General features: G+C 69.3%; 27 protein-coding genes. 14 read left to right on the top strand and 13 right to left on the bottom strand.

The window, feature by feature from the left end; genetic code table 11:
- Nucleotides 1–84 precede the first annotated feature (84 nt).
- Nucleotides 85–561 (bottom strand): Cys-tRNA(Pro) deacylase, encoded by a 477-nt coding sequence (ybaK, locus tag REH65_RS16960; protein WP_406688281.1) that lies wholly within the window; start codon nt 559–561, stop codon nt 85–87.
- A 225-nt stretch (nt 562–786) separates the two neighbouring features.
- On the opposite strand from ybaK, the gene REH65_RS16955 reads away from it, so the two are divergent.
- Both REH65_RS16955 and rsrA read left to right on the top strand, forming a co-directional pair.
- Entirely contained in the window at nt 787–1,473 is a 687-nt protein-coding gene (locus REH65_RS16955) for a sigma-70 family RNA polymerase sigma factor (RefSeq protein ID WP_406688280.1), read from the top strand.
- Nucleotides 1,470–1,790, top strand: a complete 321-nt coding sequence (gene rsrA, locus REH65_RS16950; RefSeq protein ID WP_281458299.1) for a mycothiol system anti-sigma-R factor — start codon at nt 1,470–1,472, stop codon at nt 1,788–1,790. Before REH65_RS16955 ends, rsrA begins: the two co-directional genes overlap by 4 nt.
- Before the next feature lie 124 nt (nt 1,791–1,914).
- On the opposite strand, the gene REH65_RS16945 is transcribed toward rsrA, so the two are convergent.
- The 3 genes from REH65_RS16945 to REH65_RS16935 form a co-directional block, all read right to left on the bottom strand.
- Entirely contained in the window at nt 1,915–2,550 is a 636-nt protein-coding gene (locus tag REH65_RS16945; protein ID WP_281458300.1) for a response regulator transcription factor, read from the bottom strand.
- Nucleotides 2,551–2,609: 59 nt separating this feature from the next.
- Nucleotides 2,610–3,092 carry a DoxX family protein gene (locus REH65_RS16940; RefSeq protein WP_281458301.1) on the bottom strand — a complete coding sequence of 161 codons (483 nt, stop codon included), beginning with the start codon at nt 3,090–3,092 and terminating at the stop codon, nt 2,610–2,612.
- 75 nt (nt 3,093–3,167) lie between these two features.
- Nucleotides 3,168–3,782, bottom strand: coding sequence for a macro domain-containing protein (locus tag REH65_RS16935; protein WP_281458302.1), 615 nt, complete (start codon nt 3,780–3,782; stop codon nt 3,168–3,170).
- Between the two features lie 189 nt (nt 3,783–3,971).
- On the opposite strand from REH65_RS16935, the gene pheA reads away from it, so the two are divergent.
- From pheA to REH65_RS16920, 3 genes are all read left to right on the top strand, one after another.
- Nucleotides 3,972–4,895 (top strand): prephenate dehydratase, encoded by a 924-nt coding sequence (gene pheA, locus REH65_RS16930; RefSeq protein WP_406688279.1) that lies wholly within the window; start codon nt 3,972–3,974, stop codon nt 4,893–4,895.
- Nucleotides 4,892–5,542, top strand: coding sequence for a histidine phosphatase family protein (locus REH65_RS16925; RefSeq protein WP_406688278.1), 651 nt, complete (start codon nt 4,892–4,894; stop codon nt 5,540–5,542). The genes pheA and REH65_RS16925 overlap by 4 nt, the downstream gene beginning before the upstream one ends.
- 187 nt (nt 5,543–5,729) lie before the next feature.
- Nucleotides 5,730–6,296 carry a TIGR03086 family metal-binding protein gene (locus REH65_RS16920; protein WP_406688277.1) on the top strand — a complete coding sequence of 189 codons (567 nt, stop codon included), beginning with the start codon at nt 5,730–5,732 and terminating at the stop codon, nt 6,294–6,296.
- Nucleotides 6,297–6,314: 18 nt separating this feature from the next.
- On the opposite strand, the gene REH65_RS16915 is transcribed toward REH65_RS16920, so the two are convergent.
- On the bottom strand, nt 6,315–6,665 hold the full coding sequence (locus REH65_RS16915; protein WP_281458307.1) for a metallopeptidase family protein: 351 nt from the start codon (nt 6,663–6,665) through the stop codon (nt 6,315–6,317).
- 1 nt (nt 6,666) lies between these two features.
- Nucleotides 6,667–7,683 (bottom strand): septum formation family protein, encoded by a 1,017-nt coding sequence (locus REH65_RS16910; RefSeq protein ID WP_406688276.1) that lies wholly within the window; start codon nt 7,681–7,683, stop codon nt 6,667–6,669.
- 145 nt (nt 7,684–7,828) lie between these two features.
- Here REH65_RS16910 and REH65_RS16905 point away from each other — a divergent pair, with 145 nt between their 5' ends.
- The 3 genes from REH65_RS16905 to serS are packed head-to-tail and all read left to right on the top strand — an operon-like array spanning nt 7,829 to nt 10,969.
- A complete protein-coding gene (locus REH65_RS16905; protein WP_406688275.1) occupies nt 7,829–8,473 on the top strand; it encodes a hypothetical protein in 645 nt (214 codons plus the stop codon).
- 17 nt (nt 8,474–8,490) lie between these two features.
- Nucleotides 8,491–9,657, top strand: coding sequence for a glutathionylspermidine synthase family protein (locus REH65_RS16900; protein ID WP_281458310.1), 1,167 nt, complete (start codon nt 8,491–8,493; stop codon nt 9,655–9,657).
- Nucleotides 9,658–9,706: 49 nt separating this feature from the next.
- Nucleotides 9,707–10,969, top strand: coding sequence for a serine--tRNA ligase (gene serS, locus REH65_RS16895; RefSeq protein WP_406688274.1), 1,263 nt, complete (start codon nt 9,707–9,709; stop codon nt 10,967–10,969).
- 151 nt (nt 10,970–11,120) lie between these two features.
- Here the strand turns inward: serS and REH65_RS16890 are convergent, their stop codons facing one another.
- On the bottom strand, nt 11,121–11,750 hold the full coding sequence (locus tag REH65_RS16890; RefSeq protein ID WP_281458370.1) for an endonuclease: 630 nt from the start codon (nt 11,748–11,750) through the stop codon (nt 11,121–11,123).
- Between the two features lie 52 nt (nt 11,751–11,802).
- Nucleotides 11,803–12,675 carry an LLM class flavin-dependent oxidoreductase gene (locus REH65_RS16885; protein WP_406688273.1) on the bottom strand — a complete coding sequence of 291 codons (873 nt, stop codon included), beginning with the start codon at nt 12,673–12,675 and terminating at the stop codon, nt 11,803–11,805.
- 118 nt (nt 12,676–12,793) lie between these two features.
- Here REH65_RS16885 and REH65_RS16880 point away from each other — a divergent pair, with 118 nt between their 5' ends.
- Nucleotides 12,794–13,606, top strand: coding sequence for an HAD family hydrolase (locus tag REH65_RS16880; protein WP_406688272.1), 813 nt, complete (start codon nt 12,794–12,796; stop codon nt 13,604–13,606).
- 77 nt (nt 13,607–13,683) lie between these two features.
- On the opposite strand, the gene REH65_RS16875 is transcribed toward REH65_RS16880, so the two are convergent.
- Entirely contained in the window at nt 13,684–14,775 is a 1,092-nt protein-coding gene (locus REH65_RS16875) for a peptidoglycan recognition protein (protein WP_406688271.1), read from the bottom strand.
- Between the two features lie 133 nt (nt 14,776–14,908).
- Nucleotides 14,909–16,147 carry a glycosyltransferase 87 family protein gene (locus REH65_RS16870; RefSeq protein ID WP_406688270.1) on the bottom strand — a complete coding sequence of 413 codons (1,239 nt, stop codon included), beginning with the start codon at nt 16,145–16,147 and terminating at the stop codon, nt 14,909–14,911.
- A gap of 301 nt (nt 16,148–16,448) precedes the next feature.
- Here REH65_RS16870 and glf point away from each other — a divergent pair, with 301 nt between their 5' ends.
- The 5 genes from glf (at nt 16,449) to REH65_RS16845 (ending at nt 23,003) form a co-directional block, all read left to right on the top strand.
- Complete coding sequence (glf, locus tag REH65_RS16865; protein ID WP_281458316.1) at nt 16,449–17,639, top strand: UDP-galactopyranose mutase; 1,191 nt, start codon at nt 16,449–16,451, stop codon at nt 17,637–17,639.
- A 1-nt stretch (nt 17,640) separates the two neighbouring features.
- Nucleotides 17,641–19,596, top strand: a complete 1,956-nt coding sequence (locus tag REH65_RS16860; protein WP_406688269.1) for a glycosyltransferase — start codon at nt 17,641–17,643, stop codon at nt 19,594–19,596.
- 22 nt (nt 19,597–19,618) lie between these two features.
- Nucleotides 19,619–20,191 (top strand): phosphatase PAP2 family protein, encoded by a 573-nt coding sequence (locus REH65_RS16855; protein ID WP_406688268.1) that lies wholly within the window; start codon nt 19,619–19,621, stop codon nt 20,189–20,191.
- Nucleotides 20,192–20,330: 139 nt separating this feature from the next.
- Complete coding sequence (locus REH65_RS16850; protein WP_406693185.1) at nt 20,331–21,290, top strand: decaprenyl-phosphate phosphoribosyltransferase; 960 nt, start codon at nt 20,331–20,333, stop codon at nt 21,288–21,290.
- Nucleotides 21,291–21,434: 144 nt separating this feature from the next.
- Nucleotides 21,435–23,003: an alkaline phosphatase D family protein gene (locus tag REH65_RS16845; protein WP_406688267.1), complete on the top strand. Its 1,569-nt coding sequence runs from the start codon at nt 21,435–21,437 to the stop codon at nt 23,001–23,003.
- A gap of 393 nt (nt 23,004–23,396) precedes the next feature.
- Here REH65_RS16845 and REH65_RS16840 read toward each other — a convergent pair whose 3' ends face one another.
- Genes REH65_RS16840 through REH65_RS16830 form a run of 3 tightly spaced genes read right to left on the bottom strand, consistent with a single transcriptional unit; the run spans nt 23,397 to nt 26,051 of the window.
- A complete protein-coding gene (locus REH65_RS16840; protein WP_406688266.1) occupies nt 23,397–24,659 on the bottom strand; it encodes an NAD(P)/FAD-dependent oxidoreductase in 1,263 nt (420 codons plus the stop codon).
- A complete protein-coding gene (locus REH65_RS16835; RefSeq protein WP_406688265.1) occupies nt 24,656–25,054 on the bottom strand; it encodes a GtrA family protein in 399 nt (132 codons plus the stop codon). The genes REH65_RS16840 and REH65_RS16835 overlap by 4 nt, the downstream gene beginning before the upstream one ends.
- Nucleotides 25,041–26,051, bottom strand: a complete 1,011-nt coding sequence (locus REH65_RS16830) for a glycosyltransferase (protein WP_406688264.1) — start codon at nt 26,049–26,051, stop codon at nt 25,041–25,043. The genes REH65_RS16835 and REH65_RS16830 overlap by 14 nt, the downstream gene beginning before the upstream one ends.
- Between the last annotated feature and the right edge of the window lie 2 nt (nt 26,052–26,053).

The raw sequence follows: 26,053 nt of genomic DNA, 5'->3' as shown, positions 1-26,053 counted from the left end.
CGGCACCGGGCGCCGAGGGGAGCGACCTGCGGGTCGCTCCCCTCGGGCTTTTCAGGGCGGTGCTCCGCTGCTCGCGGGTTCGGTTCAGCCCGCGATGTCGGCGAACCCGGCTTGCAGGAGGTCGGCGAGGTCCTGCGGGGCCAGTTCGATCTCGAGCCCCCTGCGGCCCGCGCTGCAGTAGATCGTGTCGAAGGCCCGGGCCGAGGTGTCGATGACGACGGGGAGGCGCTTCTTCTGGCCGAGCGGGGAGATGCCTCCCGCGACGTAGCCGGTGGCTCGTTCCGCTGCGGCGATCTCGGCCATCTTGGCCTTCTTGCCGCCCGCCGCGGCGGCGAGCGCCTTGAGGTCGAGCTGGCCGGTGACAGGAACCACACCCACGGTGAGTGAGCCGTCGACGTCCGCCACCAGCGTTTTGAACACTCGATCGGGTGATTGGCCGAGTGCTTCGGCCGCTTCGAGGCCGAACGACTCGGCGCGCGGGTCGTGGTCGTAGGCGTGCACGCGGTGCGTCACGCCCTTCTTGCTCAACAGCGCGGTCGCTGGAGTTCCCTTGCCTGCCACGCACGTCACCTTAGAGCCCGGAATAGCGCTCCCGGAGCCCGTGTTGAACCCAGCGTGACGATGGATTCGACGAACACCTGCGTGCTGGACCGCCCACCGCGCACGCCGCTGTTGCCTACCGGTAATAGCAGGACAGCGCGGGTATCCTCGAACACGGACCATGCGAAGGAGTGCATGGGTTCGTCGTCTGCCGCCACCAAGCCCGGGCGGCGGGAAAGGAGCCTGGTGCCTGGCACCCCAGAGGACTCTGTGAACACCGCGGACTCCACCACCACCGCGAACCGCGACGTCGCCCCGGAGAAGGAGCAGGACGTCGTGGAGGAGACGGACGAGCAGCGCGCGGCCCGCTTCGAGCGGGACGCCATGCCGTTGCTGGACCAGCTCTACGGCGCCGCGCTGCGGATGACCCGCAACGCGCAGGACGCCGAGGACCTCGTCCAGGAGACCTACCTGAAGGCCTTCTCGGCGTTCAAGTCCTTCACCCAGGGCACGAACCTGAAGGCCTGGCTGTACCGGATCCTCACCAACACCTACATCAACGGCTACCGCAAGCGGCAGCGCCAGCCGCAGCAGCAGCCGACCGATGAGATCGCCGACTGGCAGCTCGCCCAGGCCGAGAACCACACCTCGACCGGGCTGCGCTCCGCCGAGGTCGAGGCGCTGGACCGGCTGCCCGACACCGACGTCAAGGCCGCGCTGCAGCTGCTGGCCGAGGAGTTCCGCATGGTCGTGTACCTCGCGGACGTCGAAGGTTTCGCCTACAAGGAGATCGCCGAGATCATGGGCACCCCCATCGGCACGGTGATGTCGAGGCTGCACCGTGGTCGCAGGCAGCTGCGTGAGATGCTCACCGACGTCGCCCGTGATCGAGGCTTCTTGCGGGAGACCCAGCAGGAGGTGAGCACTTCATGAATTGCGGTGAGCCCGACGAGGCCTCCTGCCAGGACGCGCTCGCCGAGGTGTGGCTGTTCCTGGACAACGAGTGCGACCAGGCGCGGCGCGAGGCTGTGCAGCGCCACCTCGACGGTTGCGGGACGTGCCTGGAGCACTTCGGCATCGAGGAGCACCTCAAGGCGCTGCTGCAGCGCAAGTGCAGCGGCGAGCACGCGCCGACCGAGCTCAAGGATCGGCTGCGCTCCTCCATCCGCGAAGCGGTCCTGAGCAAGGCCGAGATCACCGTCGAACACGGTCCGGAAGGAACCTCGGTCGAGGTCCGGACCAAGAAATGACCACGATCCGCCGTCAGCCTGCTCGGCGGCGCGGGTAGGGAAATCCGAGCCGCACTGCGCCAGGGTGGTGGAGGAGAAACCGGCTTCGCCGGTTGGTTCGCGCGATCCGGCTCGTGCGGCCCGGTCACTTCTCGCGGCGGGCGACCCAGGCGGCGGCCTGGGTCCGCCGCTCCATCCCGAGCTTGGCCAGGACCGAGGTCACGTAGTTCTTGACGGTCTTCTCGGCGAGGAACAGGCGCTCGGCGATCTGCCGGTTCGTCAGGCCCTCGCCGATCAGCTCCAGGACCCTGCGCTCCCGTTCGGTGAGCGCCGCCAGCTCGTCCGGTTCCGGGCTGCTGGACTGGCGCAGGTGGGCCAGCACCCGCCCGGTGGTGACCGGGTCCAGCAGCGACCGACCGGCCGCGACCTCGCGGACCGCGTTGACCAGGTCCTGCCCCCGCACCTGCTTGAGCAGGTAGCCGGAGGCGCCGGCGTTGATCGCGCCGACCAGGGCCTGCTCGTCGTCGAAGGCCGTCAGGACCAGGCAGTACGGCGCGTCGGGGAGCGCTCGCAGCTTGCGGCACAGCTCCAGGCCGTCGCCGTCGGGCAGTCGCATGTCGATGACCGCGACGTCCGGGGCGACGGCCTGCGCGCGCGCCAAGGCCTCGCCCACGCCGCCCGCCTCGGCGACGATCTCGACGTCGGATTCGGTGTCCAGCAGGTCCCGCAGACCGCGCCGCACCACTTCGTGATCATCGACCAACAGCACTCTGACTGCCACGACGACCACGCTAATGGGCGGTCCGGACACCGCGCGCAGCGGTGTCCGCCCGAGGTGACCTACTTCTTGTTCTTCTTGGCGGTCTTCTTCGCCTTCTTGGCGCTCTTGCGGGCCCGGTAGCCGACGCTGGGCTTGCCGCCGGTGTCGACCGAGGCGAGCAGGACGCCGCCGAGGAGGCCGAGGTTCTTCAGGAAGTGGATCTGCTGCTCGCCGCGCTGCTGCGGGTCCTCGTGCTCCCAGAACCGGTGCGCGGCCAGGGTCGTCGGCACGATGCTGCCCGCCAGCAGCAGCGACGCCAGCCGCGGGAACTTGCCCAGCGCCAGCATCGCGCCCGCGCCGATCTTCACGGCGGCGTCGACGCGCACCAGCGTCTCGGGGTCCGTGGGCACCTGGTCGGGCAGCGAGCCCTGGACCGGTCCGGTGACCTTGTCGAGCACCGGCGCGGCGGCCTTGGCGTGGTTAGACGAGTCGCGGAGGGCACCGATGCCGCCCCAGATGAAGATCGAAGCGAGCATCGGACGCGCCAAACGGCGAATCAGCATCGGGAGAACCTCCTGACGTGGGTAGTCCGTGCCCGACGGTACTGACTCGCTCCTGCGCCCGCCTGGCAACGGATCTCAGTGCAGATCGACCTGGGCGAAGACCTCGTCCCAGGCCGCGGCGACCTGCCGGGCGCACAGCTCGGGGGCGGCGCCGCCGATGCCGGTGCCCAGGCCGGGCATGGCGATGGAGTGCACGACGCGGTGGACCGGGGCGCCGTTGTCGAGGACCGCGCTGGCCCACAGCCGCAGCACGGCGCGCGCGGCGAGGTAGGGGTGCACGGTGTCGGCGGGCAGCGACTCGCCGGGTTCGCGCATGGTGGGCGCGCTGATCAACCAGATCGGGCTGGGCGCGCCGGTGGGGACCAGCAGCGCTTCGCCGACCGGCAGCTCGCCGCCGTGGTAGGCGAGCACCGCGCTGCGCACCTGCTCCTCGACGTCCGGGAAGGCGCGGGCGTACACCGCGTCGATGCCACCGCGCATCCAGCCGTAGGAGTTGGCCGGGCTGACGACGGCGTCCACGTGCACGTCGAGCACCGAGCCCTGATGAACGGACATGCCTGGCCGGCTCTCCGCGATCTCCTGCCAGGCCGCGGCCAGCGGCTCGTCCAACGCGCAGAGGACGAGCTGCAGCTCCGGCTCCGCTCCTTCTGCCGATGAGCGCCCCGAATCTGCGGTCACGCCACACAGCATCGCAGGAATGCACCGCGTAGTGGCATTGGGTAGGTCACATCTGCGGCGACGTGGCGTTTAGCCGGTTCGGTGGCCGCGCGAGCGGTCACGGAGCGTGGAAACCGCCGAGTGGTCGGTGAAAACCGTTCACGTGAGGCCCGGTCGTCGGGTTCGGGGCGGGCCGCTTCACCGGGCCCGTAACCTGGGCGCGTGCCCGACATCGCCTATCTCGGCCCGCCCGGAACTTTCACGGAGCAGGCGACGCGCTTGCTGACCGAGGACTTCGACGCCGAACTCGTGCCCTGCGACACCGTTCCGGTGGCCCTGGCCGCGGTGCGATCGGGGGAGGTGCTGGCCGCCGGCGTCCCGGTGGAGAACTCCGTGGAGGGCTCGGTGCCGGCGACCCTGGACGCGCTGACGATCGACGAACCGCTGGTCGCGGTCCGGGAGGCCGTGATCCCGGTCCAGTTCGACGTGCTCGCCCGCCCGGGCATGACGTTGGAGCGGGTCGAGACGGTGGCCAGCCACCCGCACGCGCTGGCGCAGGTGCGCGGCTGGATGGGCGAGAACCTGCCGAAGGCGGACGTGCGGGCGGTCAGCTCGACGGCCGCGGCGGCCGCCGCCGTGGCCGACGGCGACTTCGACGCGGCGATCTCGGCGCCGGTGGCCGGTGAGCACTACCCGTCGCTGGAGCGGTTGGCGACCGGCATCGCCGACGTCCGCGACGCGGTCACCCGGTTCCTGCTGGTCCGCAAGCCGGGCACGCTGCCCGAGCCGACCGGCGCGGACCGGACGTCGATCTGCGCGGTGATCAGCCACGAGGTCGGCACGCTGACGGACATGCTGTCGGAGCTGTCGCTGCGCGGGATCAATCTGAGCCGGATCGAGTCGCGGCCGGTCAAGGACAGCTTCGGGCACTACCGGTTCTTCCTGGACTTCGACGGGCACGTCGCGGACGCGCGGATCGGCGAGGCGCTGGGGGCGCTGCAGCGGCGCTGCGACTCGGTGCGGTTCCTGGGGTCGTACCCGAAGGCGGACCGGGCGGCCGCGCCGGTGCGGCCGGAGTCGTCGGAGCAGGCGTTCCGGGAGTCCGCGGAGTGGTTGGCCGCGGTGCGCGAGGGGAGGTTGGCGTGAGCGGGTTCGAGCTGTCGGCCCCGGCGGGCGTGCGGTTGGTGCTGGCCCGGCACGGGCAGACCCCGGCGAACGTGGCGAAGCTGCTCGACACGCTGCCGCCGGGCCCGGGTCTGACCGAGCTGGGGCGGCAGCAGGCCGAGGAGCTGGCGGAGCGGCTGGCCGAGCGCGACGACAAGATCGTCGGGGTGCACGCCAGCCACGCGGTGCGCGCGCAGCAGACCGCCGAGCCCGTCGCGCGGCGCCTCGGGCTGCCGTTGCAGCTGGTCGAGGGCACGCACGAGGTGTTCGTCGGTGAGCTGGAGGGCTTGGGCGGTCCGGAGGTGCTCGCGGTCTTCGACGAGGTCTACGCCGCGTGGCACAGCCACGACCTCGACGTGCCGATGCCGGGTGGCGGCGAGACCGGGCGGGACGCGATCACCCGGTTCCTGGCCGGCGCCCGCAGCGCCCTGGAGGGCGTGTCGGAGGGCGCGGTGGTGATGGTCAGCCACGGCGCGATGCTGCGCCTGGTCGCCGGTGTGCTGGTGGAGGAGATCACCGGCGCGGAGGCCGATTCGCTGCACCTGCCGAACACGGGCCTGATCATCATCGAGTCCGACCCGGCCACCCGCACCGGCTGGCGCTGCCTCGGCTGGGACGGCCTGCTCTAGCGCGACGGGGGCGTTCCGCCGCCAGGCCTCGTAGCCGGGTTGGGCGTAGACGGTGTCGCAGATGTTCTTCGGCAGCGCGACACGTGAGTGATGTCGGCCTGGCCGACGACCTGGGCGAACCTCGTGCCGAGCCTGGGAGGTGGCCGGGAACCGGCGGGTGTCGGGGGCACGGCCTACGGTTTCGCGCATGAGCGAGCTGAACGCGGTGGTGGGCGAGGCGCTGGAGTTGTTCGTCGACGCTGTGGAGCGGGTTCCCGACGGGAGCTGGGACGAGCCGTCGATCCTCGACGAGTGGAGCGTGCGGGAGCTGGTCGGGCACGTGACCGGCAGCGCGACGAAGGTCGCCCTGCTGCTGGAGGGCGGGGAGACCTGGCAGACGCCGTCCGAGCCCGCCGACTGGGTGTGCCCGGACCCGGCTTCGCGGCTCCGCGAGATCGGCGGCCGGATCGAGCGCGCGCTGCCCGGTGCCGACCTGGAGTCGCCGCGACCGTCCCCGGCCGGCGAGGTGCCGTTGCGGCAGGCCGTCGCGTTCCCGGTCGCCGACCTCGCCATGCACGCCTGGGACCTGCGCCGCAGCTGCGGCGGTTCCGCCGAGTTCTCCGAGGGCCTGCTGCGCTACTGCCAGGGCCTGATCGACTCGGTGCCGGAGGAGATGATGCGCGGCGAGGGCGGTTTCGCCCCGGCCACGACCCCACCGGCGACCGCCACCCCCACCGACCGCCTCATGGCCCACCTTGGCCGGAGCGCCGCTTAGGGCCGCGGAGGGAGTTCCTCAGCCCCAGCCGAGTTCGTGGAGCTTCTCGTCGTCGATGCCGAAGTGGTGGGCGATCTCGTGGACGACGGTGATCGCCACTTCCTCGACGACGTCCTCCTCGTCCTCGCACATGGCCAGCAGCGGGTCGCGGAAGATCGTGATCGTGTCCGGCAGGACGCCGCTGTAGGTGTGGTCGCGCTCGGTCAGGGCGATGCCCTCGTAGAGGCCCAGCAGTTCCGGGTCCTCCGGGTGGGTGTCCTCGACCAGCACCACGACGTTGTTCATCGCGTTCGCGAACTCGGTCGGCAACCGGTCCAGGGCGTCGCCGACGAGCTCGTCGAAGCGGGCTCGGGTCATCTCCACCGGCATGTCAGCGCGGCTGCTCGGTCGCCGGGGCGCCGGGCTCGGTCGGCGTGTGCTGGCCCGCCGGGCTCCTGCCGACCTGCACCTGGCCCTTGACGCTGCCGGTCACCGGGGCCAGGCCGCTGCCGTCGGGCAGCTGGGCGCTGAGCTTGCAGTTGACCTGCCGCGACCCCGCCGCCCAGCTCTGCTCGGTGAGGGTGTCCCAGTAGACGATCAGGCCCTTGTCCCTGGCGACGTCCGGGCCGCCCGCGTAGGCCGCGGTCAGCTCCTCGCACTTGGTGGCCAGGAAGCCGTCCTGGTCGTTCTCCGGCGGGTAGTCGCCCTGGAACTGGTCGGACAGATTGATCACGCCGCTGAGCTCGACCGCGTGCGGGCGGGAGCAGTCCACCGGGTCCCAGACCTGCGTGCCGTTGATGCCCAGGCAGCGGCCCGCCGGGTAGACGTTCGACTGGTCCACCTTCGCGATCTCGCCGGTGATCGGGAACAGCTTCCCGGACGGTCCCGGCTGCTGCAGCCCGCAGTGCAGGGTGCGGTCGCCGTCGGCCCAGCCGTCCTGGCTCGGGGTGAAGGCGCCGACGGTGAAGCGGCCCTCCTCGTCGTACCGGCCGCCCAGGTACTGGTCGGAGACCTCGATGCAGCGCTGCTGCTTGATCTGCTGCCACTGCTGGGTGCTCGGGAACGGCGCGGTCGGGCCGAACTCGCGCAGGTCGTACGGGCCGGTGACCTCGAACAGGTGCGGCTCGGCGCAGGTCACCTTGCGGATGTCGGCGGCGTCCGCCTCGGTCCAGTTCAGGCACTCACCGGCGCGCGTCTCGAAGACGACCTCGGGAGCGGGTGCTTCGCCGACCCCGGCGGGCCCGCTGGTCTTGCCGGACTCCATCGGCCAGTTCAGCAGGATGCTCACCGTGAGGATCAGCAGAGCGCCGATCGCCGCCGCGACCATCACCAGCTTGGCGTTGGGCGGCTTCTTCCGACCGGTTTCGGTCGTCCGATCGGGATTCGGGGTGCTTTCGGACTGGGCCATCGAACACATGATGCCTGGCGCGCGTGTGCGCTGCGCGCAGTCTGCGCCGGAAACGGAGCGGAAAGGAACGCATTCGTTGCCGGTTGCGTCACTTCTTTGAGTAGTGTGGCGGCTGGGAGTAGGGGCGATGACGGAGAACAAGCCAGTGTCTGACAACGGAAGACCTCAGGGGGACGACTCGTCCTCCGACGAGCCGACCCAGCAGGTCCCTGCGGACGCTCAGGGCAGCATCCGCTACCAGGACCCGCAGAGCACGACGCCGCGCGAGCCCACGCTGGCCGAGCAGAAGGCCCGGCAGATGGCGGAGCAGCGCCGCGCCGACGCCGAGCGCGCCGAGCAGGCCGCGGCCGCCGCGAAGACCGCCAAGCGCCGGAAGATGATGATCGGCGGCGGCGCGACCGTCGGCGTCGTCGCCCTGGTGGCCGCGATGTACACGGCGTCGGAGGTCAGCGCCTCGGCGAACGCCGCGACCGAGTACTGCGCGACCGAGCAGAACGGTCAGCCGGGTGTGCGCGACCAGGACGACTACTGCGACGAGAACTACGTCACCAGCCACGGCGGTCACGTCAGCGGCGGCATGTTCTTCATGCCGATCTTCCTGCCCGGCGGTGGCATCGGGGGCTACAACTCGTACCGGTACGCCTACACGCCGCGCGGGGACGGCCGCGCCGCCGATCGGCTCGCCCGCGACCGGGTCGACCTTCAACAAGCCGTCCGGCAGCACGGTGAAGAACACCAAGGGCTCGACCGTCCAGCGCGGCGGGTTCGGGATCTCCAGCAAGTCCGGTAGCAGCGGGAGCTGAACGAGTGAAGCGCAAGACCGGGGCCCGGCGCCCGGACTGGCAGTCGAAGGTCGAAGAGCTCGGGCTCGTGTTCGGGACCCCGGCGCGCGCCGCCGACGGCAGCAACCGGCCCTACTGGGACGAGAGCGTGCACTACGAGTTCAGCCTCGACGAGGTCCTCTCGCTGGAGGCCGACGTCGAGCTGCTGCACTCGATGTGCCTGGACGCCGTCGACCACGTGATCACCACCGAGCGGTACAAGGACTTCGGCATCGCCGAGTGGGTGTGGCCGCACATCGCCGAGTCCTGGCGGCGCCACGACCCGCACCTCTACGGGCGCTTCGACCTGCGCTACGACGGGTCGGGCCCGGCGAAGCTGCTGGAGTACAACGCCGACACGCCGACCTCCCTGCTGGAGGCCGCGGTCGTGCAGTGGCACTGGCTCACCGAGGTCCACGAGGGCGACGACCAGTGGAACTCCATCCACGAGAAGCTCGTGGAGCGCTGGGGCGAGATCAAGCCGCAGCTGGCGACCAACGAGGTGCACTTCACCTGGTCCGGCCAGGAGCACACCGGTGAGGACAACATCACCGCCGCCTACCTGCAGGAGACCGCCGCCGAGGCCGGGCTGAACACGGTCGGGCTGGCGATCGAGGAGATCGGCTGGGACAGCCTGCTGGAGCGCTTCGTCGACCTCGAAGAGGCGCCGATGAACTCCGTCGCCAAGATCTACCCGTGGGAGTGGATGGTCGACGACGAGTTCGGCAAGCACGCGGTGAACACGCTGCCCGCGACGCAGTGGGTCGAGCCGCTGTGGAAGATGCTGCTGTCGAACAAGGCGCTGCTGGCGATCCTGTGGGAGATGCACCCCGGTCACCCGAACCTGCTGCCGACCTACCTGGACCAGCCCGGGCTGCTCACCGAGTACGTGCGCAAGCCGCGGCTCGGGCGCGAGGGCAACAACATCACCATCGCCGCGCCCGGCTGGGAGACCGAGACGGGCGGTTTCTACGGCGAGGAGGGCTACGTCTACCAGGCGTTCGACCCGCTTCCCGAGTTCGACGGGATGCGGCCGGCGCTGGGAGCGTGGGTCGTCGGCGACGAGTCCGCCGGGCTCGGGATCCGGGAAACCGCTGGTCTGATCACCGACGACGGTGCCGCTTTCGTCCCCCACCGGATCCCGCAGGGGTAGTCGGACCCGGCGCGGGGCGCGGGTTCCAGGCGGACTACGCTGACCAGCTGTGATCGACCTGAAGACGCTACGCGATGATCCGGAAGCGGTGCGCGCGTCGCAGCGCGCACGTGGTGAGGACGCGTCCCTGGTGGACGCGCTGCTGTCCGCCGACGAGCGTCGCAGGTCCGCGGTGTCCCGGGCGGACAACCTGCGCGCCGAGCAGAAGCAGCTCGGCAAGCAGGTCGGCAAGGCCCAGGGCGAGGAGCGCGACGCGCTGCTGAGCCGGGCCAAGGAGCTGGCCGCCCAGGTCAAGGAGGCCGAGGCCGAGCAGGCCGAGACCGACGCCGAGCTGCTGCGCCTGCAGAAGGCGATCCAGAACGTCGTCGAGCCGGACGTCCCGCCGGGTGGCGAGGCGGACTTCGCGGTGCTCAAGCACGTGGGCGTGCCGCCGGAGTTCGACTTCGAGGTCAAGGACCACCTGGAGATCGGCAACGCGCTCGGCGCGTTCGACATGGAGCGCGGGGCGAAGGTCTCCGGCGCCCGCTTCTACTTCCTCACCGGTGTCGGCGCGCAGCTGGAGCTGGCGCTGCTGAACATGGCTGCCGCGCAGGCCACCGCGGCCGGGTTCACGCTGGTCGTGCCGCCGGTGCTGGTGCGCCCGGAGATCATGGACGGCACCGGGTTCCTCGGCGCGCACTCCAGCGAGGTGTACCGGCTGGAGGAGGACGACGCCTACCTGGTCGGCACCTCCGAGGTCCCGCTGGCCGGGTACCACTCGGGCGAGATCCTGGACTTCGGCGACGGCCCGGCGCGCTACGCGGGCTGGTCGACGTGCTTCCGCCGCGAGGCCGGCTCCTACGGCAAGGACACCCGCGGCATCATCCGCGTGCACCAGTTCAACAAGCTGGAGATGTTCGTCTACTGCCGGGAAGAGGACGCCCGCGACGAGCACCAGCGGCTGCTGGCCTGGGAGGAGGAGATGCTGGCCAAGATCGAGGTGCCCTACCGGGTGATCGACACGGCGGCCGGTGACCTCGGTTCCAGCGCGGCCCGCAAGTTCGACTGCGAGGCCTGGGTGCCGAGCCAGCAGACCTACCGCGAGCTGACCTCGACGTCGAACTGCACGACGTTCCAGGCGCGGCGGCTCAACACCCGCTACCGGGACGCCGAGGGCAAGACCCGCTTCGCGGCGACCCTCAACGGCACGCTGGCCACCACCCGCTGGATCGTGGCGATCCTAGAGAACCACCAGCAGCCCGACGGCTCCGTCCGGGTTCCGGAGGCCCTCCGCCCCTTCCTCGGCGGCCGCGAGGTCCTCGAACCGAAGTGATTCCCGGCCCGGTGTTCCTTCCGGGCCCTGTTGGCATGTGGTGGGGAAGTTTTCATGAAAACTTCCCCACCCACGAGAAGACTCGACACGAGAAGACCCCAGGTGACCTGGGGTCTTCTTCGTATTTCGACGTTTTCATGAAAACTGCGCGTCACCCCACGGCCGAGGCGAGGCTGCGGTCGAGGGTGGTGCGCACCAGGGCCGCGGCGAGCCTGGCGAGGTCGTGGCCCTCGACGAGGTCGGCGAGAGCGTCCGGGTCGGTGGGCAAACCGAGCTTCTTGGCGCCGCTGAGCGCCTTGGAGTCGAAGTAGGGGCGCAGCTCCGGCCAGACGAGCTGGGCTTCGCGGCAGAAGATGTCGGCGCCGACCGGGCCCAGGCGTGGGAGGTCCATGAGCAGGGTGCGCATCTGCTCGGGATCCCCATCGGCCTTGGCGCGCAGTTTCCGCAGGTCGCCGTGGTACTGGTCGAGGATCTTCTCGGCGCCCCGGCCCAGGGCGGTCGAGGTGCTCTCGTCGTAGCGCCGGTAGTGGGCGCGTCCGAGGGCGTCGACGCGCTGCTGCCAGGTGGCGTCGAACATCTTCTGGGGGCTGTTCCACTGCGCCAGCTCGCGGGCGGCGTCCACCGCGATCTCGGCCTTGATCCGCGTGGACAGCAGCACCGACAGCACCACGAGCCGGTACAGCGGCGAGGGCTTGTCGGCCAGTTTGATGCCGGCTTCGGACGCGTAGCTCGTGCCGCCCTCGTCGAGCAGCGCCTGCACCTTCTCGCGCATCGACACCATCGTCACCACCTCCTTGCCGTGGACGGATACCCACGTCCCGGAGGTGGCACACCTACAGCTCGGGCAGGACCTCCGAGGCGATCTCCTCGACCGTGGACTCCGAGCCCTGGTAGGGGCTGTCGGGGCGGGGCCAGTGGGTGATGACGTCGGTGAAGCCGAGCTCGTCGGCGCGGCCCACCACGTCGCGGAAGTGCTCCACACTGGACAGCGAGAACGTCGGAGCCGCGTCGACCTGCAGGTACCGGTCGACCTTCTGCGGGTCGCGGCCCTGCTGGTGGCAGACGTCGGTGAAGCGCAGCGACAGCTCCGCGACCGCGCGCCACCAGCTCTCCATGTCGTCCCCGCCGCGCCCGGTCGTCACCCAGCCCTGGCCGTACTGGGCGGCCAGCTCCATCGAGCGGGTTCCGTTGGCGGCCATCACGAACGGCATCCGCGGCAGCTGCACGCAGCCGGGCGCGCGCCGCGCCTGCACCGCCGAGTAGTAGCTGCCGTCGTAGTCGGTGACGTCGAAGCGCAGCACGTGGTCGAGCAGCTCGACGAACTCGGCGAAGCGGTCGGAGCGCTCGGCCGCGGTCAGCTCGGGCTGTCCCAGCACCGACGCGTCGAACCCGGTGCCGCCCGCACCGATGCCGAGGGTGATGCGGCCGTCGGCGATGTCGTCGAGTGCGGTCAGCTCGCGGGCGAAGTGCACCGGGTGCCGGAAGTTCGGGGAGGCGACCAGCGTGCCGAGCCGGATCGTCGAGGTGACGGTGGCGGCGGCGGTCAGCGTGGGCACGGCGTCGTACCAGGCCCTGTCCACCAGGGAGCGCCAACCGAGGTGGTCGTAGGTCCAGGCGTGGGCGAAGCCGTACTCCTCGGCCATCCGCCAGAGCGGCTCCGCGGCCCACCACCGATGTTCGGGCAAGATCACGATCCCAACGCGCACGGGTAGACGGTACTGGTAGCGCGTCGGACGTTTCGACCCGATCAGGTGACGAACATCCCGTCGGGAGCTCACCAGCGATGATGTCCGGATTTGCGGCGCGGCGGGCATGATGGACGGCGTGCGTGAACCTGGCCTGGTGGCATCGGACGTGGACGGAACCCTGCTCGACCCGAGGGAGGAGGTCTCCGGCCGCACCGCGGCGACGGCGGGCAGGGTGATCGCATCCGGAACGCCGTTCGTGCTGGTCACCGGACGTCCGCCGAGGTGGATGCCGCGCATCGTCGCCGCCCTGGGGGTTTCCGGGATCGCGGTGTGCGCCAACGGTGCGGTCACCTACGACACCGCCGCCGACCGGGTGCTGCACAGCCACGACATCGATCCGGTGACGCTGCACGACGTGGTGCGCGAGCTGCGGCGGGAGCTGGGCGGCTGCGCGTTCGCGGTCGAGCGAGCGACCCGCAGCGCCCGCGACGACCTGCGCGAGCAGTTCCTCGCCGAGGCCGACTTCCACCGCAACTGGATGAACACCGACATCCGCGTCGCGCCGACCGACGAGCTGACCGGCAAGCCGGCGATGAAGCTGCTGGTGATGCATCCGGGTCTGACCAGCGGGGAGCTCGCGGCGGCGACGCAGGAGATCATCGGTGATCAGCTGCGGTCGACGTACTCGACGGACTCGGGCCTGATCGAGCTCTCGGCGCCGGGCGTGGACAAGGCCTCCGGCCTGGCCGCCGCGGCCGCCGAGCTCGGCATCGCGCGGTCGGACGTGATCGCCTTCGGCGACATGCCCAACGACGTCCCGATGCTCACCTGGGCCGGGCACGGCGTGGCGATGCGCAACGCGCACCCGGACGCCCTCGCCGCGGCCGACGAGGTCACCGCTTCCAACGCCGAGGACGGCGTCGCGCAGGTCCTGGAGCGCTGGTGGTGACAGTTTTAGCCATAATCGTCCGGGCATAACGGACATGATCATGGTGCAGTTATGGCTAAAACCGTCACCTCGCGACCTCAGGGGCGACCGGAGCGCTGGGCGTCGGCGGCCTGGGCTCGGATGGCGCCGAGCTGGTCGTAGCCGCGCTTGCCCGGGCAGGCCGTGTAGGCGGCGTCGCGGTGGCCGAAGATCGTCGGCAGCGAGACCTCCTGCCCCGCCGGGTACTTCGAGCCCTCCGGGGCCTCGGAGACCAGGCGCGTGGAGCCGTCGGCGGGCACGCCCGCGGTGTCGAGCTTCCAGGCGGCCATCTCGGCCACCGAGCGCACCGTCTCCGGTGTCGGGGTGACGCCGTCGTAGTTGCCCATCATCGAGATGCCGAAGGTGTTGCGGTTGAACCCGCGCACGTGGCCGCCGATCACGTCGCCCGCCAGACCGCCGGTGCGGCCCTCGAAGACGGTGCCGCACTTGTCGACCAGCGCGTGGTAGCCGATGTCGCCCCAGCCCAGCTCGACCGCGTGGTACTGGTAGATCCCGCGCACCAGCTCCGCGGACCGGTCGCAGGTGTAGTCGTTGGTGCCCGCGGTGTGGTGCACGACGGCGGCCTTGGTGGTGGTCGGCTCGACCGGCCAGGTCATCTTCGACTCGTCGGCGCCCCACTGCGCCCGGGTCACCACCGGCGGCATGCCCGCCTGCTGCGCCGAGACCTGCGGTGGCGCCGAGATCTGGGGTGGCGCCGAGACCTGGGGTGGCGGGGCACCTTCGGCGGGGTCGATGCCGACGAAGTTCAGCTGGTCGGTGATGTCCTCGCCCCGGCTGCTGGCGCGGACCTGCGCGTCGGTGCTGCGCCCGGTCCACATCGGTTCGCTGCCGCCGTCCTCGGTGTCCAGCCGCGTCCACGGGCCCCAGCTCTCGCCCTCGCGCACCCGGACCTCGATGTGGTCGGGTGCCCGGCCCTTCCAGGTGAGCCCGAGCATGTCGAAGGGCTTGTCGCTGCGCACCTCGCGGACCGAGGAGCGGTCGCGGGCGGTGTCGCGCAGCGGGATGTGCACGGTCTGCGTCCCGGGTTCGGGGGCGGTTTCGGCGGCGCCGGACGGTCCCGTGATCGGCAGTACGGCCAGGGTCAGCAGCGCGGCGGCTGCCAGTCGCGGGCGCGTGGACCGAGAACGCATGGGCGATACCTCGCTTCGGCTGGAGGGCGGGTGTCCTTTCTCGACACTCGCTTCCTGACGAATATCGAGTATGGGTCCGGAAGCGATCATTCGCCGCCCGGAACTCCCTTATGCCCGAATCCGAAGGGTGGAATCAGCGTCCCGGAATCAGAGAACGGCTCGTGAATTCCGGGGAATTCACCGGGCGTCGGCCGAGACGGGCGCGGGCGATGGCCGCGCACACGAGGAATCCGATCCCGATCAGCGTGTAGGCGTTGCCCACGATCTGCTGCGAGAAAGTCCAGTCGAGTTCGCGATCATCGGTGTTGGGCAGGTACCACTGGGGCCCGGCGAGCACGGTGATCGCCGAGATCACCACCGCGATCGTCATCCCGTACCAGCGGTTGCGCAGCGACATCACGAACACCAGCGCAAGCGCCGGGCCCGCCCACACCCAGTGGTGCGACCAGGAGATCGGTGAGACGAGCAGCACCCACACCGCGTTGATCATCAGCGCCAGCGGCACGTCGCGGACGCTCAGCGCGTAGCGGATGCCCATGATCGCCAGGACCAGCAGCAGCAGCGATCCGCCGATCCACAGCGAGTTCAGCGCGAAGCCGGTCAGCTCCTGCTTGGCTAGCAGGCTGCGCAGCGTCAGGTTGCCGGCGTAGACGGTGCCGAAGGAGTCGCCGGTGGACAGCATCTTGTCCAGCCACCAGTCCGCCGAGTCGCGCGGCGCGGCCAGGAAACCGACGAACACGGTGGTGGCGAAGGTGACGCCGGTGATGGACATCGCCCGGTAGTCCTTGCGCAGCAGGAACAGCAGCAGGAAGCCCAGCGGGGTCAGCTTGATCGCGGCGGCGATGCCGACGAGCATCCCGCGCGGCCAGCGGGTGCGCGGCAGCAGGCAGTCGGCGGCGACCAGGCCCATCAGCACCAGGTTGATCTGCCCGTAGTTGAGGGTCTCCCGCGAGGGCTCGATGATCGTCAGCCACGGCAGCAGCAGCGCGGTCGCCACCGCCACCCGGCCCGCGTGCGGCGCGAGGTGGCGCGAGGAGCGCGCCAGCGAGTAGGCGGTCACCAGGATCGCCAGGTGCGAGCACAGCGCGACCACCACGACGGCGGCCGTCTCGGACAGCCAGGTCAGCGGGATGAACAGCAGCGCGGCGAACGGCGGGTAGATGAACGGCAACGTCGCGGAATCCGGCGTCTCGGGGGTCAGATCGTCGCCGTAGACCTGGTAACCGTTGAGCCACGCGCGCGCACCAAGGCGGTAAATCTCGGTGTCCATGTACCCGCGGGTGTCGATCCAGTGCACGAACCAGACCGCCAGCACCTCGAGCACGATCGCCGCGATCAGCACGTGACGCCCGTCACGGGCGCGTGTCGGCACTACAGCTCACCACCCAGCGTTGCGCGCCTCGGACCTGCGTGAAGGGTTTTCACCGGCGCGTCGGTACGGCGCGATGGTAGCCGCCGCCCGACTCGCCGGGCGGGTCGCCTAACGGGTATTAACAGCCACGAATAGTCGCCGCCGGTGTCCTGATCCTCACCCCGGGTGGGTGACGAAATGCCTGGCCAACGAGGAATGGGCGTTGTTCGGCAGTGATATCGACACTCTTCGTGGTCATATGTAGCCAATAACGTCAACGCGGTTTCGGGGTGGCACCGCGCTCCAGCTACCCTCGACGACTGTGAGCTTCGCAGGCTATGACCTGATCGTTGTTGGTTCCGGATTCTTCGGCCTCACGATCGCAGAGCGCGCCGCCACCCAGCTGGACAAGCGGGTGCTGGTGCTGGACCGTCGTGACCACATCGGGGGCAACGCCTACTCGGAGGCGGAGCCCGAAACCGGTATCGAGGTGCACCGCTACGGCGCGCACCTTTTCCACACGTCGAACAAACGCGTGTGGGATTACGTAAACCAGTTCACCGAATTCACCAACTATCAGCACCGGGTGTTCACCAAACACCAGGGGCAGATTTACTCGTTCCCGATGAACTTGGGCCTGCTGTCCCAGTTCTTCGGTCGTGCGTTCACCCCGGACGAGGCGAAGGCGCTGGTCGCCGAGCAGGCGGCCGAGATCGACACCGCGGACGCGCAGAACCTCGAGGAGAAGGCGATCTCGCTGATCGGCCGCCCGCTGTACGAGGCCTTCGTGCGCGGGTACACGGCCAAGCAGTGGCAGACCGACCCCAAGGAACTGCCCGCGGCGATCATCAGCCGGCTGCCGGTTCGCTACAACCTCAACAACCGGTACTTCAACGACGACTTCGAGGGGCTGCCCGTCGAGGGCTACACCGCGTGGTTGGAGAAGATGGCCGAGCACCCCAACATCGAGGTGCGGCTGGCCACCGACTTCTTCGACGTGCGCGGCGAGCTGCCCACCGACGTCCCGGTCGTCTACACCGGTCCGCTCGACCAGTACTTCGAGTACGCCGAGGGCGAGCTGGGCTGGCGGACGCTGGACTTCGAGACCGAGGTCGTCAACACGGGTGACTTCCAGGGAACGTCGGTGATGAACTACGCCGACGAGGAGGTCCCCTACACCCGGATCCACGAGTTCCGGCACTTCCACCCCGAGCGGGACTACTACCCGACGGACAAGACGGTGGTCGTGCGCGAGTACTCGCGGTCCGCGGAGAGCGGCGACGAGCCGTACTACCCGATCAACACCCCGGAGGACCGGCGCAAGCTGGAGGCCTACCGCGAACTGGCCAAGAAGGAGGCCAAGGAGCGCAAGGTCATCTTCGGTGGTCGTCTGGGCACCTACAAGTACCTGGACATGCACATGGCCATCGGTTCGGCGCTGAGCATGTTCGACAACAAGATCGCTCCTTACTTCACCGAGGGTCGTTCGCTGGACGGCTCGCTGGAGGACTGACGTGACCGACCGGACCCCCCGAGAGCCCAACGCCGCTGGTGAGAGCAAGCTCAGCGACGTCACTTCGGTGCGCGCCGGGACCTCGGACGTGGCACCCGAGCAGGTGCTGCAGCGGATCGTGTTCCCGCGCGGCGAGGACCCGCTGGACGTGCGTCCGCTCTACATCGACGAGCCCGAGGCGCTGGCCAGCACCGTCACCGTGGTGTCCCGCCGGCACCTGCGCGTCCCCGCGCACAGCAAGATCTCGCTCGCGTCCTACTTCAACGCCTTCCCGGCCAGCTACTGGAAGCGTTGGACCAAGATCGAGGAGACGGTGCTGCGGCTGCGGGTCAGGGGGTCCGGTCGGCTCGACGTCTACCGCTCGAAGGCCAACGGCGACAGCGTCCACCTGCAGGGAACGCCCGTCTCCAGCGAGGACTGGACCTCGCTGGAGTTCAAGGTGTCGCTGCAGCCGTTCGAGGACGGCGGCTGGATCTGGTTCGACCTGTTCACCAACGACGCCGAGCTGGAGATCAGCGACGGCGCCTGGACGACCGACCAGCCGATGCCGCACCAGCAGGTCGTGGTCGGCACCACCACCATCCGGCCCTCGGAGTGCATCGAGGCGCTGAAGACCCTCGGGGAAGACCCGCAGGTCATGGCGGTGGTCGAGCGCGTGATCGTCGCCGACCAGGGCCCGCAGAAGATCCACGAGGTGGAGGGCTTCGACGAGGCCGCCAAGGCCATCGGCGACAAGCTGCACGTCATCGAGCAGGACAACCTCGGCGGCTCCGGCGGGTTCGGCCGGGTCATGTACGAGGGCATCCACAACTCCGACGCCGCCCAGGTGATGGTCATCGACGATGACATCGCCCTGGAGCCGGACGGCGTGCTGCGGGCCAACGCCTTCGCCCGCGCCGCCACGCAGCCGGTCATCGTCGGTGGTCAGATGCTCAACCTGCAGGCGCGCTCGCGGCTGCACACGATGGGCGAGGTCGTCGACCTCGGCCAGGGCATCTGGCGGGCCGCGCCGGGCGCGGTCACCGACCACGACTTCGCCAAGAAGCCGCTGCGCAAGACCAAGAAGCTGCACCAGCGCATCCACTCCACCTACAACGGCTGGTGGATGTGCCTGTTCCCGCGCGAGATCATCGAGCGCACCGGGTTGCCGCTGCCGCTGTTCATCAAGCACGACGACTCGGAGTACTCGCTGCGCGCGGGCGGCCACGGCTACCCGACGGTGACGCTGCCGGGTGCGGCCATCTGGCACATGCCGTGGACCGACAAGAACGACGCCACGGACTGGACCGCCTACTTCCACACCCGCAACCGGCTGATCCTGGCCGCGCTGCACAGCCCGGAAGAGGTCAAGAACAACATCGTCAAGCAGGGCCTCAAGCTCACGCTGCGGCACCTGCTGTCGATGGAGTACTCCACGGTCGCCGTGCAGCAGAAGGCCATCGAGGACTTTCTGAAGGGCCCGTCGGGCCTGTTCGACAGTCTCCGCTCGGCGCTTCCCGAGGTCCGCGAGCTGCGCAAGGACTACGACGACGCCAAGACGCTGCCCTCGGCGCGGGAGTTCCCGCCGCCGAGCGCGGACCCGATCATGGCCGAGGGCCTGCTCAACCCGCCGGTGAACCCGGCGGTGATCGCGGCCCGCGCGTCCAAGGCGCTGCTGCACAACCTCAAGGAGCCCGCGCACGACGCGACGGACCGGCCGCAGCTCAACGTTCCGGCCGCCGCCGCCCGCTGGTTCCTGCTGGGCAACCTCGACAGCGCCACGGTGTCCAACGCCGACGGCAGCGGGGTGGCGTTCCGGCGCCGCGACCCGGAGACCTTCCGCAAGCTTGGCCTGGAGGCGCTGGCCAACTACAAGCGGCTGGGCCAGGAGTGGGCGCGACTGCGCGAGGAGTACCGGGCGGCGCTGCCCGAGCTGACCAGCGCGGAGTCCTGGAAGCAAGTCTTTGATCCCCGATGACGCCGACCTTCCCGGAGACGAAGTGGCAGAGCTGACTACGTTGATCGGCCCCGACGACGTGACCGACCTCAAGCAGGACGAGCAGGTCACGGCCGAGACCGTCGCGCTGCGCAAGGTGCAGGGCGCGCTGGCCAAGCCCGCGGTCGTCAAGACGGCGCACGCGATGTCGCTGTTCGGCGAGCACGCGGCGGGCTGGCTGGCCATCGGTGCCGTCGGCGCGCTGGCCGATCGCAAGCGCCGCGGTGAGTGGGTCACCGCCGCTGCCGGGGTCGCCGCCGCGCACGCGGCGTCGATCGCGGTCAAGCGGGTGGTCCGCCGCCCGCGCCCGAAAGACCCCGAGATCCAGGTGCTGGTCGGTACGCCGAGCCAGCTGAGCTTCCCGTCCTCGCACGCGACGTCCACGACGGCCGCCGCGGTGCTCTACGGCGGGTTGACCGGCAAGAAGCTGACCCCGGCCCTCGTGCCGCCGATGATGGTCAGCCGTCTTGTCCTGGGGGTTCATTACCCGAGCGATGTGGTCGCCGGTTCGGTGCTCGGCGGTGCCGTGGCACTGGCCACCCGGCGATTCATGAGACGGCGGAGGAACCGTGCCTGACAACAAGCAAGCTTCGGCCGACGTGGCCGAGACGCCTGATGCCGAGAAGGCTCCCGATGCCGAGGAGGCGACCGACGCCAGGAAGGCTGAGGTGGAGTCTGACGCGGAAGGCACCATCGGCGCCGAGTTCGGCGACGAGGTGCTGGAATCCGAGCCGGCGAAGACCGACGACGACAAGGACAAGTCGTCGGACGCCTACCACGCGAAGGTGACCGCCAAGGCGGGCACGCCCGCGGGCCTGGTGACCGGTCTGATCAAGGAGCTTCGCCCGAAGCAGTGGGTGAAGAACGTCCTGGTGCTGGCCGTGCCGTTCGCGGCGGGCGAGATCCTGGACCCGGCCATCCTGCTCGACGCGGTGGTCGCGTTCGTGGTGTTCTCGATGGCCGCGTCGGGCATCTACTTCGTCAACGACGCGATCGACGTCGAGGCGGACCGGCAGCACCCGACCAAGCGCAACCGGCCGATCGCGGCCGGGCTGATCCCGGTGCCGATCGCCTACGTGGTGTGCGTGCTGCTGCTGGGCGGCTCGCTGGTGATCTCGGCTCTGACGAGCATGCAGCTGCTGGCGGTGATGGCGCTCTACATCGCGGTGCAGCTGGGCTACTGCTTCGGCCTCAAGCACCAGCCGGTGATCGACCTGTGCATCGTGGCCTCCGGGTTCCTGCTGCGCGCCATCGCCGGTGGTGCGGCGGCGAACCTGGTGATCACCCAGTGGTTCTACCTGATCGTGGCGTTCGGCTCGCTGTTCATGGTGGCGGGCAAGCGCTACGCCGAGGTGAAGCTGGCGGCCGAGACCGGCGCGAAGATCCGCAAGTCGCTGAAGGCGTACTCGCCGTCGTACCTGCGGTTCGTGTGGGCGATCGCGGCCGCGATCACGATCATGACCTACTCGCTGTGGGCCTACGACATCCGCGAGTTCGAGATGTCGCGTTGGGGCCTGATCTCCATCGTCCCGATGGTGATCGCGATCCTGCGGTACGCGGTGGACATCGACAAGGGTGTCGCCGGTGAGCCGGAGGAAGTGGTCCTCAAGGACAAGGTCCTGATGGTGCTCGGCGCGATCCTCGCCGGCTGCCTGTTCCTGGCGTTCTACCTCTGAGCAACGCTTCTCGGCGAAGCCCCCGGCCCCTGGTGGCCGGGGGCTTCGCCGTTCTGCACGGTTTGTTCATCGACGATCATCGGCCCGTTCACCCCGCGCGGTGAGAGTGGACGGCGTTCCCGAATCGATGGAGGACCTGCTGTCATGGACGTTTCGAAGCTCTCGCGGCGGCACGTGCTGCTGGGCGGTGCCGCGGGTGCCGCGGCGCTGACGGTGGCCGGCGCCCCGTCGGCGTTGTCGTTGCCGGGTGCCGGTGCGGTCCGACGCGCCGGGGTGTTCAGCTTGGGCGTGGCCTCGGGCGACCCGCTGCCCGACGGGTTCGTGCTGTGGACGCGGTTGGCGGCCGACCCGCTGGCGGAGGACGGCATGGGCGGCATGCCGAACAAGGCGATCCCGGTGGAGTGGGAGATCGCCGAGGACGAGAACTTCACCCGCGTGGTCCGCCGCGGCGAGGCCCAGGCCGCGCCCGAGCTGGGGCACAGCGTTCACGTGGAGCTGGAGGGCCTGCGCCCGGGCCGGGACTACTTCTACCGCTTCCGCGCCGAGGGCGAGGTCTCGCCGGCCGGACGCACCCGCACGGCCCCGCTGCCGGGCACGATGGGCGAGCTGCACATGGCTTTCGCCTCCTGCGCCCAGTACGAGCACGGCTACTTCACCGCGTACCGGCACCTGGGCGACGAGCGCCCGGACCTGGTCCTGCACCTGGGCGACTACCAGTACGAGTACCAGGCGGGCGACTACGAGATCCCGGGCGGCAACATCCGCGATCACGCCGGGCCGGAGACCGAGACGCTGGCCAACTACCGGCAGCGGCACGCCCAGTACAAGACGGATGCCGACCTGCAGCACGCGCACGCCGCGGCCCCGTGGGTGGTCGTCTGGGACGACCACGAGCTGGACAACAACTGGGCGGACGAGGTCTACGAGCACCCCGACGAGCCGCAGCCGAACTTCCTGGAGCGCCGCAAGGCCGCGTTCCAGGCGTACTACGAGAACATGCCGCTGCGCCGAGCCCAGGTCCCGCAGGGCATCGACCTGCGGTTGTTCCGGCGGATCGAGTGGGGTTCGCTGGCGACGTTCCACATGCTCGACACCCGCCAGTACCGCGACGACCAGGTCGGCAACGACGAGTTCCCGACGCAGGACCCGGCGCGCCTGGACCCGAAGCGCAGCCTCACGGGCGCGGAGCAGGAGCGCTGGCTGCTGCAGGGCCTGCGCTCGTCGCGAGCCCGGTGGGACGTCCTCGGCCAGCAGGTCATGTTCGCCGAGATCGACTACCTGAACGGCGACGAGAAGGCGTACAACCCGGACGCCTGGGACGGCTACGTCGGTTCCCGGAAGCGGGTGATCGAGGGCTGGAAGCAGGCGGGCACCCGGAACCCGGTGGTGCTCACCGGAGATGTGCACACCCACTGGGCCAACGAGATCCACGACGGCGAGGACGTGGTCGCCACCGAGCTCACCGCGACCTCGATCACCAGCGGCGGCGACGGCTCAGCGGAGCTCACGGACAAGGAGAAGGCCTACTTGGCGGAGAACCCCCACGTGAAGCTCTACAGCAACCAGCGCGGCTACATCTCCACCAAGATCACGGAGGAGAAGGTGGAAGCCACCTACAAGGTCCTCCCGCACGTCTCCAAGCCGGGCGCCGAGGCGGAAGACCTGGCCACCTTCACGATCCAGGACGGAACCCCAGGCCTGAACCCAAGCTAAGAGCCTGAAAACCAAGAAATACCAATACGTTTCGAAACGAACGAGACCAAACCAACCCAAGCTTCGGCAGAAGCGACCCACTACGGGTGCGTTTCGAAAGGCAGTGGAAACTTCGCCTGAAATTGGCAACCCCCACAACGCGAGGAGAACCGAGGAACGAAGCCAATTTCAGGCGAAATCGCCACTCCGAACCCTCGCAGAAGGACCCCGCGAAGCGCCCCTGAACAGACCCCAAGGGGTGGGGAAGTTTTCATGAAAACTTCCCCACCCACCCACAAGACGAAACCCCAAAACCCCAGCTCAACCACCTCGAAGGCCCCAAAACCCCACCCCCGAGGACGTCCCGAGAGACGGGAAGTTTTCATGAAAACTTCCCCACCCCCCAGAGGAAGGTCAGCGAAGGCCCAACCGCTCGGTCACCTCGTGCGCCATCGCGATCGCGTACGACTGACCCCGGTCCTGGGGGTAGATCTGGGACATCGTGGCCAGGGTGACCCCGGGCAGGTGCGTGGTGTGCGGGGGGATCAGGGACCGGTAGGTCGGAGTCACGATGGGCTGGGCGAAACCGGCCTTGGAGAAGTGCCAGTTCCGGATCCAGGAGCGGTCGAAGTCGGGGTTGAGCCGCTTCAGCCAGGGCACGTACCGGTCGAGCAGGTCCGCCGGGTCGGTGGTGAACCGCCAGTCGTCGCGCGGCACGTAGTTGCCGACGTAGACGACGTGGTTCCCCCCGTACTCATGCCGGTCGACCATGTTGGTGTGCTCGACGACCGCCAGGAACGGGAACTCCGGGTCGTTGATGTTGAGCCAGTAGTACGGGATGACGCTGCGGTCGAGCTCCAGGATGAAGCAGGTCGCGCCGAGGTACTGATTGCGCCAGAGCACGTCGTCGGACTCGATGTCGGCGGCCTTGGCGAACGCGGGCTGCGGAACCGTGACGATGAGCCGGTCGAACTCGTACTCGCTCCCATCACCGGCCCTGACCAGCACCTCCTCCCCGGGCTGGGCGATCGACGACACCGGTTTGCCGAACTCGATCTTCCCGCCGCGCTCGCTCACCGCCTCGGCCAGCGCCCGGTACACCTGCTCGAAACCGCCGTGCACGTACCCGAGTTCGAACGTCCGGCAGTGGATCCGAGCCCACAGCCACGCCATCGAGATCTCCTCGGCGTGCTCGCCGAACTTCCCCTGCAGCAGGGGCTCCCAGATCTTCGAGGTCACCTTCGGCCCCGCCCACCGGCGCATCCAGTCCAACGCCCGCACCTCGTTGAACCGGGCGCCGTCGTGGATCACCTTGAGCGCGGCCGAGGACGCGCCGAACCGGAACCGGTCGATCATCGAGAACTCGGGGAACTTCAGCATCTCCACCGGCGTGCCGAAGTCGTGCAGCTTCCCGTCCAGGTAGATCCCGGTGGTGGGCTTGTGGAACCGCAGCTTGTCCCGCAGCCCGAGCTCCTCGATGAGCTCGATCATCGCGGTGTCGCTGGCGAAGCTGTGGTGGTAGAAGCGCTCCAGCGGGGTGCCGCCGACCTGGAGGGAGGCCGCGAGCCCGCCGAGCTCGTCGGAGGCTTCCAGCACCGTCACGTCGTGTCCGGCGCGCACCGCGTCGAAGGCCGCGGTCAGGCCGGTGGCGCCGGCGCCGACGATCCCCACTCTCATCCGAAACTCCACCTCTTGTTGATCGTGTACTGGAACAGCAGGACGACGGGCAGGCTGGCGAGCTTGACGAGGTTGGCGTCGATGCCGAGACCGGTCGAGAACGCCGCGAGCAGCAGGAACGTGAGCACGATCCCGGCGATGCCCACCGCGTAGAAGCGCAGGAACCGCACCAGGATCCGGTCGGTCTTGCGGAAGTTGAACACCGAGTTGAGCACGAAGTTGTTGGTGATCCCGGCGGTCGTGCTGAGCGCGTTGGCGACCTGGTGGTGCACGCCGACGTAGTTGAACAGCACCAGGAACAGCAGGTAGTCGAGCAGCACGCCGCTGCCGCCGATCACCGCGTAGAGCAGCAGTTCCCGGCTGATCAGCCGGGGGCGCGGCTCAAGCTTGGTCATGCCGGATCACATCCCGGACGATGTAGAGGGGGCGTTGCTGCACTTCGTGGTAGATGCGGCCGATGTAGCTGCCGATGACCCCCAGCGACAGCATCTGCAGACCGCCCAGGAACAGCATCACGACCATCAGCATCGTCCACCCGGACACGGTGATCTCGGGGAAGAACAGCCGCAGCGTTACCGAGTAGATGATCCCCGCGAGCGCCAGCGCGAGACTCGCGAACCCCATCCGGGTGATGAGCTTGAGCGGGACGGTGGAGAACCCGGTGACGCCGTCGGCGGCCAGCCGCAGCATCTTGCGCATCGGGTACTTGGTCTCGCCCGCCACGCGCTCGTCGCGGTCGAAGAGAAGTTCCTGCTGCTCGAAGCCCATCGAGGCGACCATGCCGCGGATGAACCGGCTGCGTTCGCGGAAGCTGCGGAGCTCGTCGGCGGCGCGCTTGTCGAGGAGCCGGAAATCGCCGGTGTCGACGGGGATGTCGACCTCGGCGCAGCTGCGCAGCAGCCGGTAGTAGGCGTGCGCGGTGAACCGCTTGAACGGGGTGTCGCGGCGGGTCCGGCGCCGCGCCTGCACGACCTCCGCCCCGGCCAGCCACGCGTCGATCATCTCGAGGCTGACCTTCGGCGGGTCCTGCAGGTCGGTGTCCATCACGATCACCGCGTCGCCGGTGGCGAGGTCGAGCCCGGCGGTGATGGCGATCTGGTGGCCGAAGTTGCGCGCGAAGTCGACGACCCGCACCCGCGGGTCGTTCTTGGCGATGTCCCGCAGGATGCGCAGCGATCCGTCGGCGGAACCGTCGTTGACGTAGACGAACTCGTAGTCGAACTCGGGCCGCCCGGCGACGGTGGAGGTCAGTTCGGCGTGGAAGTGCTTGATGCCCTCGGCCTCGTTGTAGACGGGAAGGACGTAGGAGATCAGCTGCCCGGTCTCGTCCTCGTGCCGCTGCTTCTGCTGCGGCACCGGTATCCCGACCTCGTGGCGAATCGCGTCGGACATGG

Origin of the sequence: Saccharopolyspora sp. ID03-671, assembly GCF_045278815.1 — a bacterium.
GTDB lineage: Bacteria > Actinomycetota > Actinomycetes > Mycobacteriales > Pseudonocardiaceae > Saccharopolyspora > Saccharopolyspora ipomoeae.
This window is presented reverse-complemented; position numbering and strand designations above follow the sequence as displayed.

Bases quoted from the DNA above. Each gene is read 5' to 3' on its own strand.
- REH65_RS16915 (WP_281458307.1), bottom strand. From the start codon at position 6,665: ATGCCGGTGGAGATGACCCGAGCCCGCTTCGACGAGCTCGTCGGCGAC.
- REH65_RS16920 (WP_406688277.1), top strand. From the start codon at position 5,730: ATGAGCGAGCTGAACGCGGTGGTGGGCGAGGCGCTGGAGTTGTTCGTC.
- REH65_RS16845 (WP_406688267.1), top strand. From the start codon at position 21,435: ATGGACGTTTCGAAGCTCTCGCGGCGGCACGTGCTGCTGGGCGGTGCC.
- REH65_RS16840 (WP_406688266.1), bottom strand. From the start codon at position 24,659: ATGAGAGTGGGGATCGTCGGCGCCGGCGCCACCGGCCTGACCGCGGCC.
- REH65_RS16875 (WP_406688271.1), bottom strand. From the start codon at position 14,775: ATGCGTTCTCGGTCCACGCGCCCGCGACTGGCAGCCGCCGCGCTGCTG.
- REH65_RS16935 (WP_281458302.1), bottom strand. From the start codon at position 3,782: ATGCTGTGTGGCGTGACCGCAGATTCGGGGCGCTCATCGGCAGAAGGA.
- REH65_RS16940 (WP_281458301.1), bottom strand. From the start codon at position 3,092: ATGCTGATTCGCCGTTTGGCGCGTCCGATGCTCGCTTCGATCTTCATC.
- rsrA (WP_281458299.1), top strand. From the start codon at position 1,470: ATGAATTGCGGTGAGCCCGACGAGGCCTCCTGCCAGGACGCGCTCGCC.
- REH65_RS16890 (WP_281458370.1), bottom strand. From the start codon at position 11,750: ATGGTGTCGATGCGCGAGAAGGTGCAGGCGCTGCTCGACGAGGGCGGC.
- REH65_RS16830 (WP_406688264.1), bottom strand. From the start codon at position 26,051: ATGTCCGACGCGATTCGCCACGAGGTCGGGATACCGGTGCCGCAGCAG.
- REH65_RS16835 (WP_406688265.1), bottom strand. From the start codon at position 25,054: ATGACCAAGCTTGAGCCGCGCCCCCGGCTGATCAGCCGGGAACTGCTG.
- REH65_RS16910 (WP_406688276.1), bottom strand. From the start codon at position 7,683: ATGGCCCAGTCCGAAAGCACCCCGAATCCCGATCGGACGACCGAAACC.